This is a genomic window from Cohnella cellulosilytica, from assembly GCF_042431195.1.
In the GTDB taxonomy this organism is placed as follows: domain Bacteria; phylum Bacillota; class Bacilli; order Paenibacillales; family Paenibacillaceae; genus Cohnella; species Cohnella cellulosilytica.
In genome coordinates, this window is the sequence record NZ_JBHMDN010000046.1 from 1 (window position 1) to 14,884 (window position 14,884).

Annotated in this window: 11 protein-coding genes; all 11 read left to right on the forward strand. The window is 58.9% G+C overall.

The window, feature by feature from the left end; all coding sequences use genetic code 11:
• Window positions 1-702 precede the first annotated feature (702 nt).
• Window positions 703-3,639: an extracellular solute-binding protein gene (locus tag ACFFT4_RS26820; protein WP_378052113.1), complete on the forward strand. Its 2,937-nt coding sequence runs from the start codon at window positions 703-705 to the stop codon at window positions 3,637-3,639.
• A gap of 24 nt (window positions 3,640-3,663) precedes the next feature.
• Complete coding sequence (locus ACFFT4_RS26825) at window positions 3,664-4,617, forward strand: carbohydrate ABC transporter permease (RefSeq protein ID WP_378052114.1); 954 nt, start codon at window positions 3,664-3,666, stop codon at window positions 4,615-4,617.
• 7 nt (window positions 4,618-4,624) lie between these two features.
• On the forward strand, window positions 4,625-5,488 hold the full coding sequence (locus tag ACFFT4_RS26830; protein WP_378052116.1) for a carbohydrate ABC transporter permease: 864 nt from the start codon (window positions 4,625-4,627) through the stop codon (window positions 5,486-5,488).
• A 7-nt stretch (window positions 5,489-5,495) separates the two neighbouring features.
• The gene (locus ACFFT4_RS26835) at window positions 5,496-6,998 is read left to right on the forward strand and encodes a hypothetical protein (protein ID WP_378052118.1); all 1,503 of its coding nucleotides are present in this window, start codon (window positions 5,496-5,498) and stop codon (window positions 6,996-6,998) included.
• Entirely contained in the window at window positions 6,995-7,639 is a 645-nt protein-coding gene (locus tag ACFFT4_RS26840; protein WP_378052119.1) for a YIP1 family protein, read from the forward strand. Before ACFFT4_RS26835 ends, ACFFT4_RS26840 begins: the two co-directional genes overlap by 4 nt.
• Window positions 7,640-7,654: 15 nt before the next feature.
• Window positions 7,655-9,925 carry a DUF5696 domain-containing protein gene (locus tag ACFFT4_RS26845; protein WP_378052120.1) on the forward strand — a complete coding sequence of 757 codons (2,271 nt, stop codon included), beginning with the start codon at window positions 7,655-7,657 and terminating at the stop codon, window positions 9,923-9,925.
• Entirely contained in the window at window positions 9,922-10,803 is an 882-nt protein-coding gene (locus ACFFT4_RS26850) for a carbohydrate ABC transporter permease (protein WP_378052121.1), read from the forward strand. The genes ACFFT4_RS26845 and ACFFT4_RS26850 overlap by 4 nt, the downstream gene beginning before the upstream one ends.
• 5 nt (window positions 10,804-10,808) lie before the next feature.
• Window positions 10,809-11,753, forward strand: coding sequence for a carbohydrate ABC transporter permease (locus ACFFT4_RS26855; protein ID WP_378052122.1), 945 nt, complete (start codon window positions 10,809-10,811; stop codon window positions 11,751-11,753).
• A gap of 120 nt (window positions 11,754-11,873) precedes the next feature.
• Window positions 11,874-13,307 carry an ABC transporter substrate-binding protein gene (locus tag ACFFT4_RS26860; protein ID WP_378052123.1) on the forward strand — a complete coding sequence of 478 codons (1,434 nt, stop codon included), beginning with the start codon at window positions 11,874-11,876 and terminating at the stop codon, window positions 13,305-13,307.
• 27 nt (window positions 13,308-13,334) lie between these two features.
• On the forward strand, window positions 13,335-14,285 hold the full coding sequence (locus ACFFT4_RS26865; protein WP_378052124.1) for an MDR/zinc-dependent alcohol dehydrogenase-like family protein: 951 nt from the start codon (window positions 13,335-13,337) through the stop codon (window positions 14,283-14,285).
• A 15-nt stretch (window positions 14,286-14,300) separates the two neighbouring features.
• The coding region (locus tag ACFFT4_RS26870; RefSeq protein ID WP_378052125.1) for a Gfo/Idh/MocA family protein at window positions 14,301-14,884 on the forward strand (584 nt) is incomplete at its 3' end.

Here is a 14,884-nt window from a genome sequence, read left to right on the forward strand (position 1 = left end):
CCCCTGGAAGAACACCAGGTAGATAGGCTCGGGGTGGAAGCGCAGCAATGTGTGGAGCTGACGAGTACTAATCGGTCGAGGGCTTATCCTAACGGGTGGCCTGGAAAGACAAACGATACTTCACCGACTTTCACGCTTATCTTTTGTTTCGTATCCGGTTTTCAGGGCGCAAGCCTTGCAACACGCATAATCCGTATTTAATGAACACCTTTTCGAAGGTGTTTTTTTGATTTTACGTACGTAACTCGCAATATAGCGGACCAATCCGCCTTAAAGTCCGAAATTCGGTCGAGTCCGCGCGCAGGAATAAGGCGAGGGAAATCCGGATTGCGATTCGACGAACCGGCCTCAGAGGCTCTGGAATTTGCCCTGCCTAGCGGAGAAGAGAGGGGCGGAGAGCGGCAGTTCGGGGAGGGAAAACTCCGAAATGGCGTTAATATCGATGAATATGTAAAAACGTTACCGCATATAGAAGCAAAGAAAATGAATTAAAAATAGCCTTCCCTTCCACGAACATCCGTGATATAGTATCTGTAAGCGCTTCATAATGGAGATACAAAGCTTGAGGCGTCGAATTTTTCACTATTTTACCGAAAACGTTTTTACATAATTAGAAATGGCACGTCCGATTGATGCGGATTATTCTTTTCACTTAAAAATAAAAACGTTTTTACAAGCGATTATGGAACAAGGGGACGATCGATGATGAGGCAAAAGTGGAAAAAAAGAAGCTTGAATGTCGGGATCGTGATCGTTATTGTCGCCGCCGCTGTTTATTTGTATCCGTCAAAACGTTTTGACAGCGAAGCGATGGCAGGCGTTCCGTATTATCCGGATTTGGATCAATCCTCGATTCTGGAAAGCGACGATATCTCCTCCAAGCTCGAGCCCTCCTATAACAAATACTTCGAGGAGCGGACCAAGGAGGGTGTCGTCGACACGCAAGGCGTCGAGCTCCGCATTCCCGCGGGGAATTACGCCGCGATCAGTTCCGAAGGCGCGAAGGTTACCGAATCGCTCGGCGGGCGGGAAGGCCAATCCGTCATTCTTGAGGGGGAGGACAGCTGGATCGAATTCGAGGTCGACGTGCCGGCGGACGGATTCTACCAGATGGGCATGGCTTACTATCCGGTGGAAGGGAAGCGATCGGCGCTGCTGCGCAACGTGCAGATCGACGGGGAGTTTCCGTTTTTCCAGGCCAAACGAATGGTTTTCCAGCGGATGTGGGAAGAAAGCGGCGATACGTGGAAGGACAACCAGGGCAACGAATACAACCCGAACAATGTCGAGGTGCCGGGCTGGCAGTATCGGGATTTCCGCGACGCAGACGCCAAGGTCAGCGAAGCTTTCCGGTTTTACTTGAACAAGGGAAAGCATGCGGTTCGCGTCAACGCGCTGCGGGAGGCCGGGGCGATCGGAGAGCTGGTCGTTCATTCCCCGGTCGTGCTCCCGAGCTACGAGGAAGTGAAGCGGGGGTACGAGACGCAGGGCTATAGCGGAACCTCGGGTCAATTCGTCAAAATTCAGGCGGAGCAGGCGACGCTGAAGTCGGATCCGACGCTGAGGCGGATCGAGAACCGGGAGCCGAATACCGAGCCTTACAACGCGAACGGCATCGTGTTGAACGCATTCGGGGATCGCTCGTGGAAAACGGGCGGACAATGGGCCGAATGGGTCGTCGACGTGCCGGAAAGCGGACTGTACGAGATCGGCGGACGTTACGGCAGCTGGTGGCAGAACGGCGTGCCGGTCGAGCGGATCGTCTCTATCGACGGCGAGATTCCGTTCCGGGAGCTGAACGCTTATCCGTTTCCCTACAAGGAAAAGTGGCAGGTCGGCAGCTTGAGGGACAAGGACGGTCAGCCTTATCTATTCTACCTGGAGCAAGGCAAGCACACGATCCGCATGGAAGTGCAGATCGGCTCGCTCGGGTCCGTCTTCGACAAAGTCCAGGACGTCTCCCGTAAAATGTCTCTGCTAAGCCGGGAAATTATTCTGTACACCGGCACGAATCCCGATCCGAACCTGGATTGGGAGCTGGAGGGCCGAATCGGGAACCTCGTTCCCCGGCTGCAGATGATGGCCCACACCATCGACGAAGCGATGCGAGAAATGATCGAGCTGGGCGTCAGCGAGACGAGCTCCAACGTCAGCCAGCTCGGCATGGCGCGGGATCAACTGCTCAGCATGGCCGACAAGCCGGATACGATTCCCGCCCGGTTGGACGCGATGGGCGAGACGCAATCGTCGCTGGGGACGTGGATCAACTCGCTCAGCGAGCAAAGCCTGACGCTCGATTGGCTGGCCGTCAAATCGCCGGATCGGCCGTGGCCGCAAGCGGAAGCCGGATTTTTCAAGAAGTCGTGGCATTCGCTGTCGGATTTCGCGCTGTCGTTCCGAAATGACTACTCCGGCATCGGCAACATCTACAGCGAGGGCAAAACGCTGGACGTATGGGTGGCGCGGGGAAGAGACTGGGCGCAGATCATCAAGCAACTGGCGGATGAAGATTTCACGGCGCAGACGGGCATCAAGGTCAACGTTAACGTCATTCCGGCCGGCGCCATGAACCTGCTGATGCTGGCCGAAACGTCCGGCAAGGCGCCCGACGTCGCGCTTGGCGTCGATGGCCAGGTGCCGATCGATTTCGCAATTCGGGGCGCGGTCGTCAACCTGAACCGGTTCGACGATTACGGGGAGGTTGCCGAGCGCTTCCGGCCCGGAGCGCTGATCCCGTACCGCTTCAACGGCGGAGACTACGCGCTCCCGGAAAACCAGAATTTCAACATGCTGTTTTACCGGAAGGACATTCTGGGCGAGCTGGGCATCGAGGAAGTGCCCCAGACCTGGGAAGAAGTGATGGACATCATTCCGGTTCTGCAGCAGCACGGCATGGATTTCTATTATCCGAAGCTGGGCGACGCCATCGGCGAATTTACGCCGTTCCTGTTCCAGCACGAGGGCGACTTCTATAAGGAGGACGGCGCCAAGTCGGATCTGGACGCGCCGGAAGGCATCGAGGCGTTCAAGATGTGGACCGGACTGTTCACCAATTACAAGATCAGCAAATCGGCCAATTTCTATAACCGCTTCCGCAGCGGGGAAATGCCGATCGGAGTGGCCGATTACTCGACTTATCTGATGCTGTCGACAGCGGCGCCGGAGCTGACGGGCTGGTGGGGAATGGTGCCGATGCCGGGGATCAGACAAAGCGACGGAACGATCAACCGCTCCACCGGCGGCATGTCCCAGACCGGGATGATCTTTAACAGCTCCGATATGCAGGAGGAGTCCTGGAAGTTTCTGAAATGGTGGACCAGCGCCGACGTGCAGGAGCAGTTCGGCACGGAGCTGGAAGCCATACTGGGCGTCGAAGCGCGCTGGAACACCGCAAACGTGGAAGCGCTTAAACGGCTGCCGTGGCCGACGGAGGACCTGAACGGCATTCTGGAGCAGTGGGAATGGTTCAGGGAACGGGAAGTCGTCCTGGGCGGTTATTATACGAATCGCTACGTCGAGAACATCTGGAACGAAATCGTGCTGAACGGGAAAAATCGGCGCGAGGCCGTCGAAGACGGCGTTAAAGAGATTAATCGCGAGCTTCGCAAGAAAAGGGAAGAGTTCGGTCTCGACCGATAAACGCGCCGGACAGGGGGGACGAGAATGGCACAACCAACCGCAAGCACGACGAATACGGCGCCGCAGGTCCGTTCCGGCAAGATCGCCGGTCTGCTGCGCGAAATCGTCAGACACCGGATTTCCTATTACTTCATGCTTCCGTTCATGCTGCTTTTCATGACCTTTACGGTAGCGCCGGTATTGACGTCGGTAGGACTCAGCTTTACCTACTATAACATTCTGGAATCGCCGAGATGGGTCGGCCTTGGCAACTATCGGCTGCTGTTCGTGGACGACGACGTGTTCCTGACCGCCGTCGCCAACACGCTGAAGTTCGCCGTCGTCACGGGACCGGTCAGCTACGTGATGGCATTCCTGCTCGCCTGGCTGATCAGCCAGATTCCGGTCCGTTACCGCTTCTTGTACACATTCTTCTATTATACGCCGGCGATCACGAGCGCCGTGGCGATGACCGTCGTCTGGACATACTTGTTCTCCGGCGACCGTTACGGTCTGATCAACAATTGGCTGATGCAGCTTGGCATTCTGAACGAACCGTTTCTGTGGCTGCAGGATATCCGGACGATCATGCCGGTTCTGATCGTCGTCAGCCTGTGGATGAGCATGGGGATCGGCTTCCTGAGCTTTCTCGCCGGCCTGCAGAACGTCCCGAAGGACATGTACGAAGCGGGCGCGATCGACGGGGTCAAATATCGCTGGCAGCAGCTGTGGTACATTACGATTCCTTCGGTAAAGCCGCAGCTGCTGTTCGGGGCCGTCATGCAGATCGTCTTCTCGCTGCAGGTGTTCGACGTCAGCGTGCAGCTGGCGGGGCTGCCGAGCCCGCTGTACGCGGGACATACGATCATGACCCATTTGTTCGACTACGCATTCATCCGGTTCGAGATGGGGTACGCCGCGTCGATCGCCGTCGTGCTGTTCCTGCTGATGGTCGGCTTGAACCGCGTCATATTCAAGATACTCGGGAGCAAGGAGTGAAGGCATCATGTCCTCGATAGTGAAGGCCAGGCGGTTGGACTGGGGCGGCGTTGCGCTCTACGTCCTGCTCTCGGCGGTGGGAATCGTGATGTTGACGCCGCTCGTGTATATGGTCTCGACGGCGTTTAAGCCGATCTCGGAGCTGTTCCTGTTTCCGCCGCGTTTCTTCGTCATGAATCCGACGATGAAAAACTTCAACACGCTGTTCGCGGCTTCGGGCTCCACGATGGTCCCGTTCTCCCGCTACATTTTCAACAGCGTTGTCGTCTCGATGACGATTGTCGCCGGAGGCGTGCTCTTGTCGGCGCTGGCCGCGTATCCGCTGAGCAAGCACCGCATGCCATTCGGCAAAGCGATCTTTAACCTGATTATTCTGGCGCTTATGTTCTCGCCGCAGGTGACGCAAATTCCGCAATACATCATCATCAGCCAATTGGGGCTGACGAACACGTACTTCGCGCTGATTCTGCCTTTTCTCGCCTACCCGGTCGGCCTGTTTCTGATCAAGCAGTTTTTGGACCAGATCCCGGACGCGCTGCTCGAGGCGGGGAAGATGGACGGGGCGAAGGAGTGGACGATCTTCTGGAAAATCGTCATGCCGATGCTCAAGCCCGCTTGGGCGACCTTGTCGCTCTTCATATTTATCGCGGCCTGGAACGATCCGTGGTCGTCGGCGGTGTACACGACGACGGAGGATATGAAGACGCTGCCCTATGCGCTGACGACGATCAGCGGCGGCGCGAACGCCATCGCGACGGTAGGCACGGTCGGAGCCGCGAGCTTGCTGATGGTCGTACCGACCGTTATCGTGTTCGTCGTGACGCAGAAGATGGTGCTTGAGACGATGGCCCATTCGGGGATCAAGGAGTGATGACGGCGTGAACCTATCGATCAAGACGACAATCGTCGCAATCGCGGCCGCCCTGTCGCTGTCCCTGCTTCCCGCGCCGGCGTCCGCTGCGAGCCCGTATCCGGGTTACATCTACAGTCCGGACATGCGGACGCCCGCTTCGCTGAACGGTTACGTATACGCGGATTCGATCGACGGCTACGGACTGTCCGTCGGCCCGTTCGACTCGCCCGAAGACCTCTTTATCGCCGAGGACGACACGCTGTATATCGTCGACGGCGGAAATGCGAGAGTCGTTCATCTGGATCGGGAGCAGAACGTGCTGCTCGTTGTCGGAGACGAGGAGGGGCCGGGACAGCTGGATTCGCCCAAGGGCGTATTCGCGACGAGGGACGGCGAAATCTACGTGGCCGACACGGGCAACCGGAGAATCGTCCGATTCGACGCGAAGGGCCGGTTCGTCCAGGAGTATCTGAAACCGGATTCTCCCCTGCTGGGCGAGCAGTTTTATTTCGCCCCTGCGAAAGTCGTCGTGGACAAACGCGGCTACCTGTTCGTGGTCAGCGAAGGCGCAAGCCAAGGGCTGCTGCAGATCAGCCCGGAGGGGCGGTTCGCCGGATTCTTCGGCGCCAATCACGTCGACTGGAGCTTAAGCAAGTTTCTGGTCAAGCTGATTGCCAGCCGGGAGCAGAGAGCCCAGATGGCCAGCGAGAAGCCCCCGGAGTTCTCCAACGTGTTCGAGGACGCGGAAGGCTTCTATTATACGACGACGCTCGGGATCGCCGCGAACCAGATCAAGCGGCTCAGCACCGTCGGAGTCGACATTCTGAACGGCGACGGAGGCGGCGGCAAGGAGCAGAACGTCTATGGGGACTATCAGCTGCCCACGACCAACTACACGCCCGCATTTAAATCGTTCGTCGACGTAACGGCCGGAGCGGACGGCATCGTTACCGCTCTGGACAGCGTGACCGGCAAGGCGTATCAATACAACGCGGTCAAGAACATGCTGTTCGTGTTCGGCGGCATCGGCGAGCAGGACGGCTTGTTCAAAGTGCCGAGCAGCATCGCCCAGACGTCGGACGGCACGCTCTACATCGCGGACAAAGGACGCAACCGGATCGATCGGTTCGTAACGACGCCGTTCGGCCAGCTGGTGCATCGGGCTTCCATCCTTCACGCCGACGGCAAATACGGCGAAGCACAGCCGATCTGGAAGGAAGTGTTGCGCATGAACGCCAATTACAAGCTGGCCTACGGCGGCATCGGGCAAGCGCTGCTGAAGTCCGAGCAATATGCCGAAGCGATGGATTATTTCAAGCTCGCCAAGGACAAATACGGTTATTCCGCCGCGCTCGCGGAGTATCGCAAAGAGGTGATGCGCCGCCACTTCGGAGAGCTGGCGGGAGGATTGATCGGAGCGCTGATCGCGATCAGACTCGGCTTCTATCTGTACCGCAAGCTCAAGCGGCCAAGCGGCGCGGCCGCGATCCGCTCGAACCAGGAAGCCGGAGGGGGGCGGCAGGCATGAATACGGTTCAATGGGCGCTCAGATCGCTGCGCCACCCGATCGAATTTCTGTTCGACTTCCCGGACGAGCTGCGCGGCCGGGATCGTCTGAAGCTGATGCACGCCGGCGTCATTCTGCTCTGCGCGATCGCGGCGAGAGTCGTCTCGCTGCTCGTCACCGGATTCGCCTTGCAGACGCAGGAGCCCCATCAGGTATCCATCCTGGTGGAGGCGACGTGGATCATCGTTCCGTGGCTGACCTGGTCGGCGGCCAGCTGGGGGGTCAGCACGATCGTCGAAGGGGAAGGCAAATTTATCGATATCCTGACCACGAGCACGTTCATATTGGTCCCATACATTCCGTTGTCGCTCGGGATTGCGGCGCTGTCCAATCTGATGACGCTGAGCAACGGGCCGCTGGGCATTCCGAACACGCTGTACGTCACGATGCTTGGCTTTATGTTCGCGTGGATGCTGCTGCAATTGTTCCTGCACGTCAAGGTGCTGCACGATTTCGAATTTCGCCGGACGTTCCTGGTCATTGCGCTGTCCGTCGTCGGCATGTTTATCGTCTGGTTCGTCGGGCTCTTGCTCTTCGGACTGATCAACCAGGCGATCCAGTTTGTCGTCACGATCTACAAAGAGATTGCGTTCAGGCTCTAGAAGGGGGGCAACAAGATGAAGTACGTTCGCAAGTTCGCCGGTTCCGTCATCGTGGCCGCGCTCCTCATCGCCTTCCTGAACGTGATCAGCAAGCCGCCGATCGAACGGGTCCAAGGCGGGCTTATGGAGGAAGAGGCCGAGGTCGTGAAGGAGCTGGAGGCGTTCGCGGCGGATTCGCAGTCGCTGGAGAACGACCGGTACAGGCTTGAAGTGGACGGCCGCTTCGGCAGCGTGACGGTAACGGACAAGACAACGGGCATGCAGTGGGGAAGCTTGCCCGAAGATGATTCAATCCGGATGCTGCCGGGCAACAACAAGCGTTTCGTTCGTTCTCCGGTGCTCGTGAAATATTCGGAAGGCAAGGAATTCGTGCAGACGTATCCCTTCAAGGAGCAGGGGACTCTGACCGTAAGCCGGCTGGAAGACGGTGTGCGTCTGGATTATGCGCTGACGAATATCGGGATTTCCTTCGGCATGGAGCTGAGACTGAGGGAGGACGGGCTGGAGGCGACGATTCCGTTCGATTCCGTCAAGGAAGGCGCGCAATTCCGGCTCGTCTCGATCGAGCCGTTCCCGTTCTTCGAAGCGGGAACGGAGACGGAAAACGGCGCGATCGTGCTTCCCGACGGCTCTGGCGCTCTGATCGGGTTCCGCGAGGATCACCCCCGCTATTTCGAATCTTACAGCCAGTTCGTCTATGGCGGAGATTACGCTTATGCGTCCAACGTGCTGGAGCGGGTGTCTTCCATCCCTCAGGAGAACGTCGGCAATTGGCGGCAGGAACGGGCGGCGCTGCCGGTGTTCGGCCTCTACCGCGACGAGCGCTCGTTCCTGGGCATCGTCACCGAGGGCGATTCCGACGCCAAGATCAACGCGACGCCGGCCGGCGTCCGCAACATCAAGCTGTACCGGACCTCGGTCGAATTCGTCTATCGCAACGACGATCTGGTGACGCTGGCCGGTACGGGCGCCGTGCCGCTGATGCAGAACCGGATGATCACCGGAGACCGGCAGGTCCGCTACGTACTGCTCGACGGGAAGGACCCGGGATACGCCGGCATGGCGACCGCCTATCGGAATTATCTGATCCGGGATCGGGGCGTTACGCCCGTCGAAACGCCGGCAGCGATACCGTATCAGCTGCATCTTCTGGGGGGCGCGCTGCAGGGAGAGGTCGTCGGCAGCTCCTTCGTCTCCGTAACGACCTTCGCGGAGGCGAAAAAAATCATCGACGAGCTGCTGGGGCAAGGCATCGACTCGCTGGAGGTCACGTACGACGGCTGGTCGTCGGACGGCCTGTACGGCGATCAGCCGCAGCATTTCCCGGCGGCCTCCAAGCTTGGCGGCAACAAGGAGCTCGACAAGCTGGCGGCTTACGCCGAGGAGAAGGGCGTCAAGCTGTATCTGAAGACGAATTACGTCCGCGCCGCCAAAAGCGGGGATGCCCTTAAACGCTCGACCGAAGCGATCAGGGGCTTGAACAAGGAAACGGTCGAATCGTTCAATTCGCGGCGGAGCACCCGTCAGCCGCGCGGCGGCGCGTTCTACTTCGTTCGTCCGGACGTCGCTTACGACCGCTATTTGTCCCGCGAAGCGGAAACCTTCGTCAAGCGGGGCGTGCAGGGCGTCCATCTGGGGGCGATGGGCAGCATGCTCTACTCGGATCCCGGCTCGCAGAACGCCTTGTCGCGGAAGGACGGTATCGACGCCTGGCTCCGATCGATGGAGCTGGTCCGCGAACGGGTCGGATCGGCCGCCGTCGACTATGGCTTCGGTTACGCGCTCGGCCATGTCGACCGAATCGACGACGTTCCGCTCGGGTCCAGCGGGTACGCCTATTCGGACGAAGCGATTCCGTTCTATCAGATCGCGGTTCACGGTCTCGTGCCCTACGCGAGCGCGCCGCTAAACTTCAGCGATAATCCGCGGGAGCAGGCTCTGCGGGCGATCGAATACGGCGCCATGCCGTCATATGATCTGACGTACGATCAGCCCTCCAAGCTGGAGCGGACGCTCGTGGACGACGTTATAAGCTCGGCTTACGAGGATTGGGCGGCGCTCTCGGTCGAGCAGTACCGCCAGGCCGCCGAAGCACTCGCGCAGGTTCAGGGCCGATTCATCACGGGACACGGCCGCATCGGCCCGGATTTGTACCGGACCGAGTACGACAACGGCGTAAGGATTATCGTCAATTACGGCGACAAAGCGGCGAAGGCCGACGGCGTCGACGTTCCGGCGGGCGGCTTCGCGGTCGCGGCGGGCAAGGGCAAGGAGGTTGCGGAATGAAGAAATCAGTCAAGCTGTCCATGCGCGCCAGACATATTCTGGAGGGGTATTCCTTCATTTCGCTCTGGTTTATCGGTTTTCTGCTCTTCCTGGCCGTCCCGCTCGGCCGATCGCTCTATTACGCCTTCAACCGGATGGAAATTTCGAACACTGGCTTAAAAGCGACGTTTAACGGGGTCAATTACTTCCGGGACGCCTTCACGGTCGACGTGGATTTCGTTCCGTCTCTGCTGAACACGATGACGACGATGGCCTTTCATATTCCGCTCATTCTCGTCTTCGCCATGTTCAGCGCGCTGCTGCTGAACCGCCAGTTCGCCGGCCGGCTCATGTTCCGCTCCATCTTCTTCCTGCCGGTCATCATCGCGTCGGGCACCGTGCTGCAGAAGCTGATGGATCAAGGAGCGGCGACGCTGCCGATCTTCCTGCAGTACGACCTGGCGTCCAAGCTGAGCGTCTACGTTCCGTCGGAGGTGCTTATGCCGCTGCTGAAAATGATGGATTCCCTGACGCTCGTAATCTGGGATTCGGGCGTGCAAATTCTCATTTTCCTGGCGGGTCTCCAGTCGGTGTCGAAGACGCTGTACGAAGCGGCGGACATGGACGGGGCGACGGCGTGGGAGAAGTTCTGGAAAATTACGTTCCCGATGATTATGCCGATGGTGCTGGTCAATACGCTGTTCAGCATCGTGAACTCTTTTACCGAAGTCCGCAACCTCGTCATGGGGTACATTCAGACGGTCGCCTTCGAGAAAAACGACTACGGCTACGCCTCCGCTCTCGGGTGGATTTACTTCGTCATCATTTTCGCCGTCATCCTGCTTGTCCTGTATCTGTTCAGGGACGCGGGCTCCAGAGTGCAACGGGAAGGGAGGTAGAGTCGATGCAAAGCAACATGAGAGCGCTGACGCGGGCGCTGCCCGCGCGCAAAGTCCGATCGCTTGGCACCCAACTGTTCCATTACGCCGTGCTGGCCAGTCTGAGCTTCGTGTTCATCTATCCGATGCTCTACATCGTCAGCCAATCGCTGATGCAGGCGAACGATATCGCGGACGCGACGGTAAAGTGGATTCCGAAGGAGCTGAGCTTCGAGCATTACCGCTTCGCCTTCGATCGGCTGAATTTCTGGAAGAGCTTCATGAACAGCGCCTTCACGTCGCTGGGGCCGGCCGTGCTGCAGATCGTCAGCTGCGCGATCGTCGGCTACGGCTTCGCCCGGTATCGTTTTCCCGGCCATACGCTGCTGATGGGTCTCGTCCTGTTCACGTTCCTCGTGCCGCCGCAGACGATCGTCGTGCCGCTGTACATGTTTTTCAGCGATCTGGGCTGGATCAACACGGTTCTTCCGTTCCTCGTGCCGAGCGCTTTCGGCCACGGGCTGCGCGGCGCCCTGTTCGTCCTGATCTTCATCCAGTTTTTCCGCGGGCTGCCCTCCCAACTGGAGGAATCCGCGCGGATCGACGGGGCGGGGGCGTTCCGGACGTTTCGCTCGATCATGCTTCCGCTTGCCGGTCCGGCGATGCTCGTCGTGTTTCTGTTTTCCGTCGTCTGGCACTGGAACGATATTTTTCAGCCGAATCTGTATCTCATGCTGACCGATCATTACAATTTGCCGCAGCGGCTGATGATTCTGGATACGCAGGGAGAGCAGCGGCTGAGCGACGCGCAGAAAATGATGGGGGGCGGGCTGATCGGCTCGGTGCCGACCAACTATAACCGCAGCATGGCGGGGGCTCTGCTGACGATACTGCCGCTGGTCATTCTATACGGCTACGCGCAGCGCTACTTTGTGGAAAGTCTGGAGCGCACGGGGCTGGCCGGCGATTAAAGCCCGCTCCCATCGAAAGGGGGAATGCCTATCGGAAGGCGGTTGAACGGCATCTTGGCATGACCAGCCTGCAAGCTTAATCAGTGAGCATAACAATTCATGCGAGAGGGTGTAGGGTCAATGATGAAAAAATGGTTTACGGTTCCATTGATCGGCATTATGGCCGTTGTTCTGGTATTGAGCGGCTGCAGCGGCAACTCGGGAGGAAACGAAAGCTCTCCATCGCCTTCGGCGTCGCCGACGTCCAGTCCCAGCGCCGCTCCCTCGGAGTCCGCGCCGCCGGAAGAATCCGCAGCGCCGTCCGAGGAGGCTTCCGAATTCCCGCCGCTTCCCGAAGAGGAGCTGAAGGACATTTCCGGAGAAGTCGTCATCTGGTCCTTCTGGGAGCTGGCTTCGCTGACGACGTTCTTCAACACTTCTTATCCGAACGTCAAGGTGAACAACGTCGTCATGAGCACCGACGAGATGCACAACAAGCTGAAGACGGTGCTGGCTTCGGGCAAAGGCGTTCCCGACGTCGTCATGATCGACGGTTCCCGGATGGGCGAGTTCAACACGATCGAAGGCCTGGACGACCTGCTTCAGCAGCCTTACGACTTCGGCAAGTATCAGCCGTTCTTCGCGGATTCCCATTGGCAGAGATTCCAGTCTCTCGACGGCACGAAGCAGCTCTCCGTTCCGTGGACGACACCTCCGGGGCTGGCGTTCTACCGCGCGGACATTATGGACGCGGCCGGGTTCCCGTCCGATCCGGCGGAGTTCGGCGAATACATTCAGGACAAGGACAACTTTATCTACCTGGCGAAGACACTGGCCGCCGACAAGAAGTATACGTACGACTGGGACACGACAATCGTCAATCTGATGACAAGCGGCATCGGCTACTTCGACCGCGACCTGAACTGGCTGCGCAACGACGACAAATTCGTCGCCGCGCTCGATCTGGCGAAGGACATGAAGAAGGAGAAGCTGGCCTCCTATATCAATTTCTATGACGACCAAGGCGCGCAGGCGCTGGCGTCCGGCACGACGACGATGTTCTATTCCGGCGACTTCGGCGTCTGGGACATCGACGGCAAGGCGCCGGACACGAAGGGCAAGTGGCGCGTGACGAATCTGCCGTTCGGAGCATACGGCGGCATGGGCGGAGCGTCGCTCGCGATCCCGTCCCAGGCGAAAAACAAGCTCGCCGGCTGGGAGTACATCCGCTTGAACATTCTCGGCATGGATTATTCCAACAAGGAAGCGATCCAATGGAGCAATCCGACGGGTTTCCTGCCGGCGTTCGATCTGGCCGCGACCGAAGAGAAGCCGCTTGAAATTCTCGGCGGACAGAAGCCGCTGATGCTGTACAAGGAGCTCGTCAAGAACATCCCGCTCAACATTCCGACGCCGCTTGACGCCAAGGCGGAGGAAATTTGGAACAAGATGCTGCAGGAATCGATCGACAAGAACGTCGATTCGCGCACCGCGCTGCAGCAAATCCAGGAAGCGGTCGAGCGAGCGGTCAGCAAGGACAAGGAAGCGCTGTTGAAAAAATTGGGCAAGTCGTAATTCGTTCGCGCAAAGGAGAGGAAAGCAATGAAAGCAGCCGCGCTAGTCGGACCCGGCGACGTTCGGGTATTCGAGATCGCCAAGCCGAAGCCGGGTCCGGGCGAGCTGCTGGTCAAAATCGAAGCCTGCGGGTTGTGCTCTTCGGAACTCGGGATGTGGAACAATCCCCGGTTCTCTTCGAAGCAACCGGTGTTTTTCGGGCATGAGGCCAGCGGCGTCGTCGTGGAGACGGGAGAGGGGACGGAAACGTTCCGCGCGGGCGATCGGGTGACGCTGTTCACGGACCGCGGAGGCTACGCGGAATATATCGCGGTGCCGGAGCAATGGGCGGTCAAGCTCGGCGATCATATTCCGTTCGATTGGGCGCTCGGAGAGCCGATCGGCTGCGCGATGAACGCGACGGCGCGATCGGGCATCGAGGTCGGAGACACGGTCGCGCTGATCGGCGTCGGCTTTATGGGCGGATTGATTCTGCAGGGCGCCAGGTTAAAAGGAGCTTCGCGGATCATCGCCGTAGATACCCGCGAGGAATCGTTGGAGCTGGCGCGCAAGCTCGGCGCCGACGAGGTGATCGACGCGAGGAAGGACAATGCGGCCGAGCGGATTCTGGATTTGACCGAGGGGCGGGGCGCGGACGTCGTCATCGAAGCGACCGGCCACCAGGCCGCGCTGGACACCGCCACGCAGGCGGTCCGCATCCGCGGACGGCTGATCGTCTTCGGTTACCATCAGCATGGAACCCGAACGATCGATATGCAGATCTGGAATTGGAAAGGCCTCGACGTAATCAACGCGCACGAGCGGGACCCGGAAGCGTACATGCGGGGGATCCGTACGGGAATGAGGCTGCTCAATTCCGGACAGCTGCTCGTCGAGCCGCTGCTCTCGCATTATTATCCGATCGACGACATTCAAGAAGCATTTCAAGCAGCCATGCAGAAGCCGCACGGTTTCCTCAAGGCCGTCATTACATTTTAGAAGGAGCATGTTACCTTGAGAAAATTAAAAGTAGGATTGATAGGACTGGGCGAAGTGGCACAGATCACCCATCTGCCGATACTTGAAAATCTGGCCGACCGCTACGAGATTGCGGCGCTGTGCGACATTTCTCCGCAGCTGCTCGCCGTGCTGGGCGAGAGGTACCGGGTGGCGAACCTGTACGCGGACGCCAAGCAGCTGTGCGAGCAAGCCGATCTCGACGCCGTATTCGTGCTCAACAGCGACGAGTACCACGCGGAATGCGCGATCCACGCGCTGCGCAACAAGAAGCACGTGCTGATCGAGAAGCCGATGACGCTGAACCAGGCCGACGCGGACGCGATGATCCGGGCGCGCGACGAAGCCGGCGTGCAGGTGATGGTCGGCTACATGCGGCGGTTCGCGCCGGCGTTCACCGAAGCGCTGGAGGAGCTGAAAACCTTCGGGCCGATCCAATACGCCAAAATCCGCGACATCATCGGGCAGAACCGGCTCATCATCGAGCAGTCGAGCCATGTCTATCGTTTCTCCGACATTCCGCAGGAGGCGTCGGCCGACCGCTGGGCCAGACGCGAGGCGATGATCAAGGAAGCGATCGG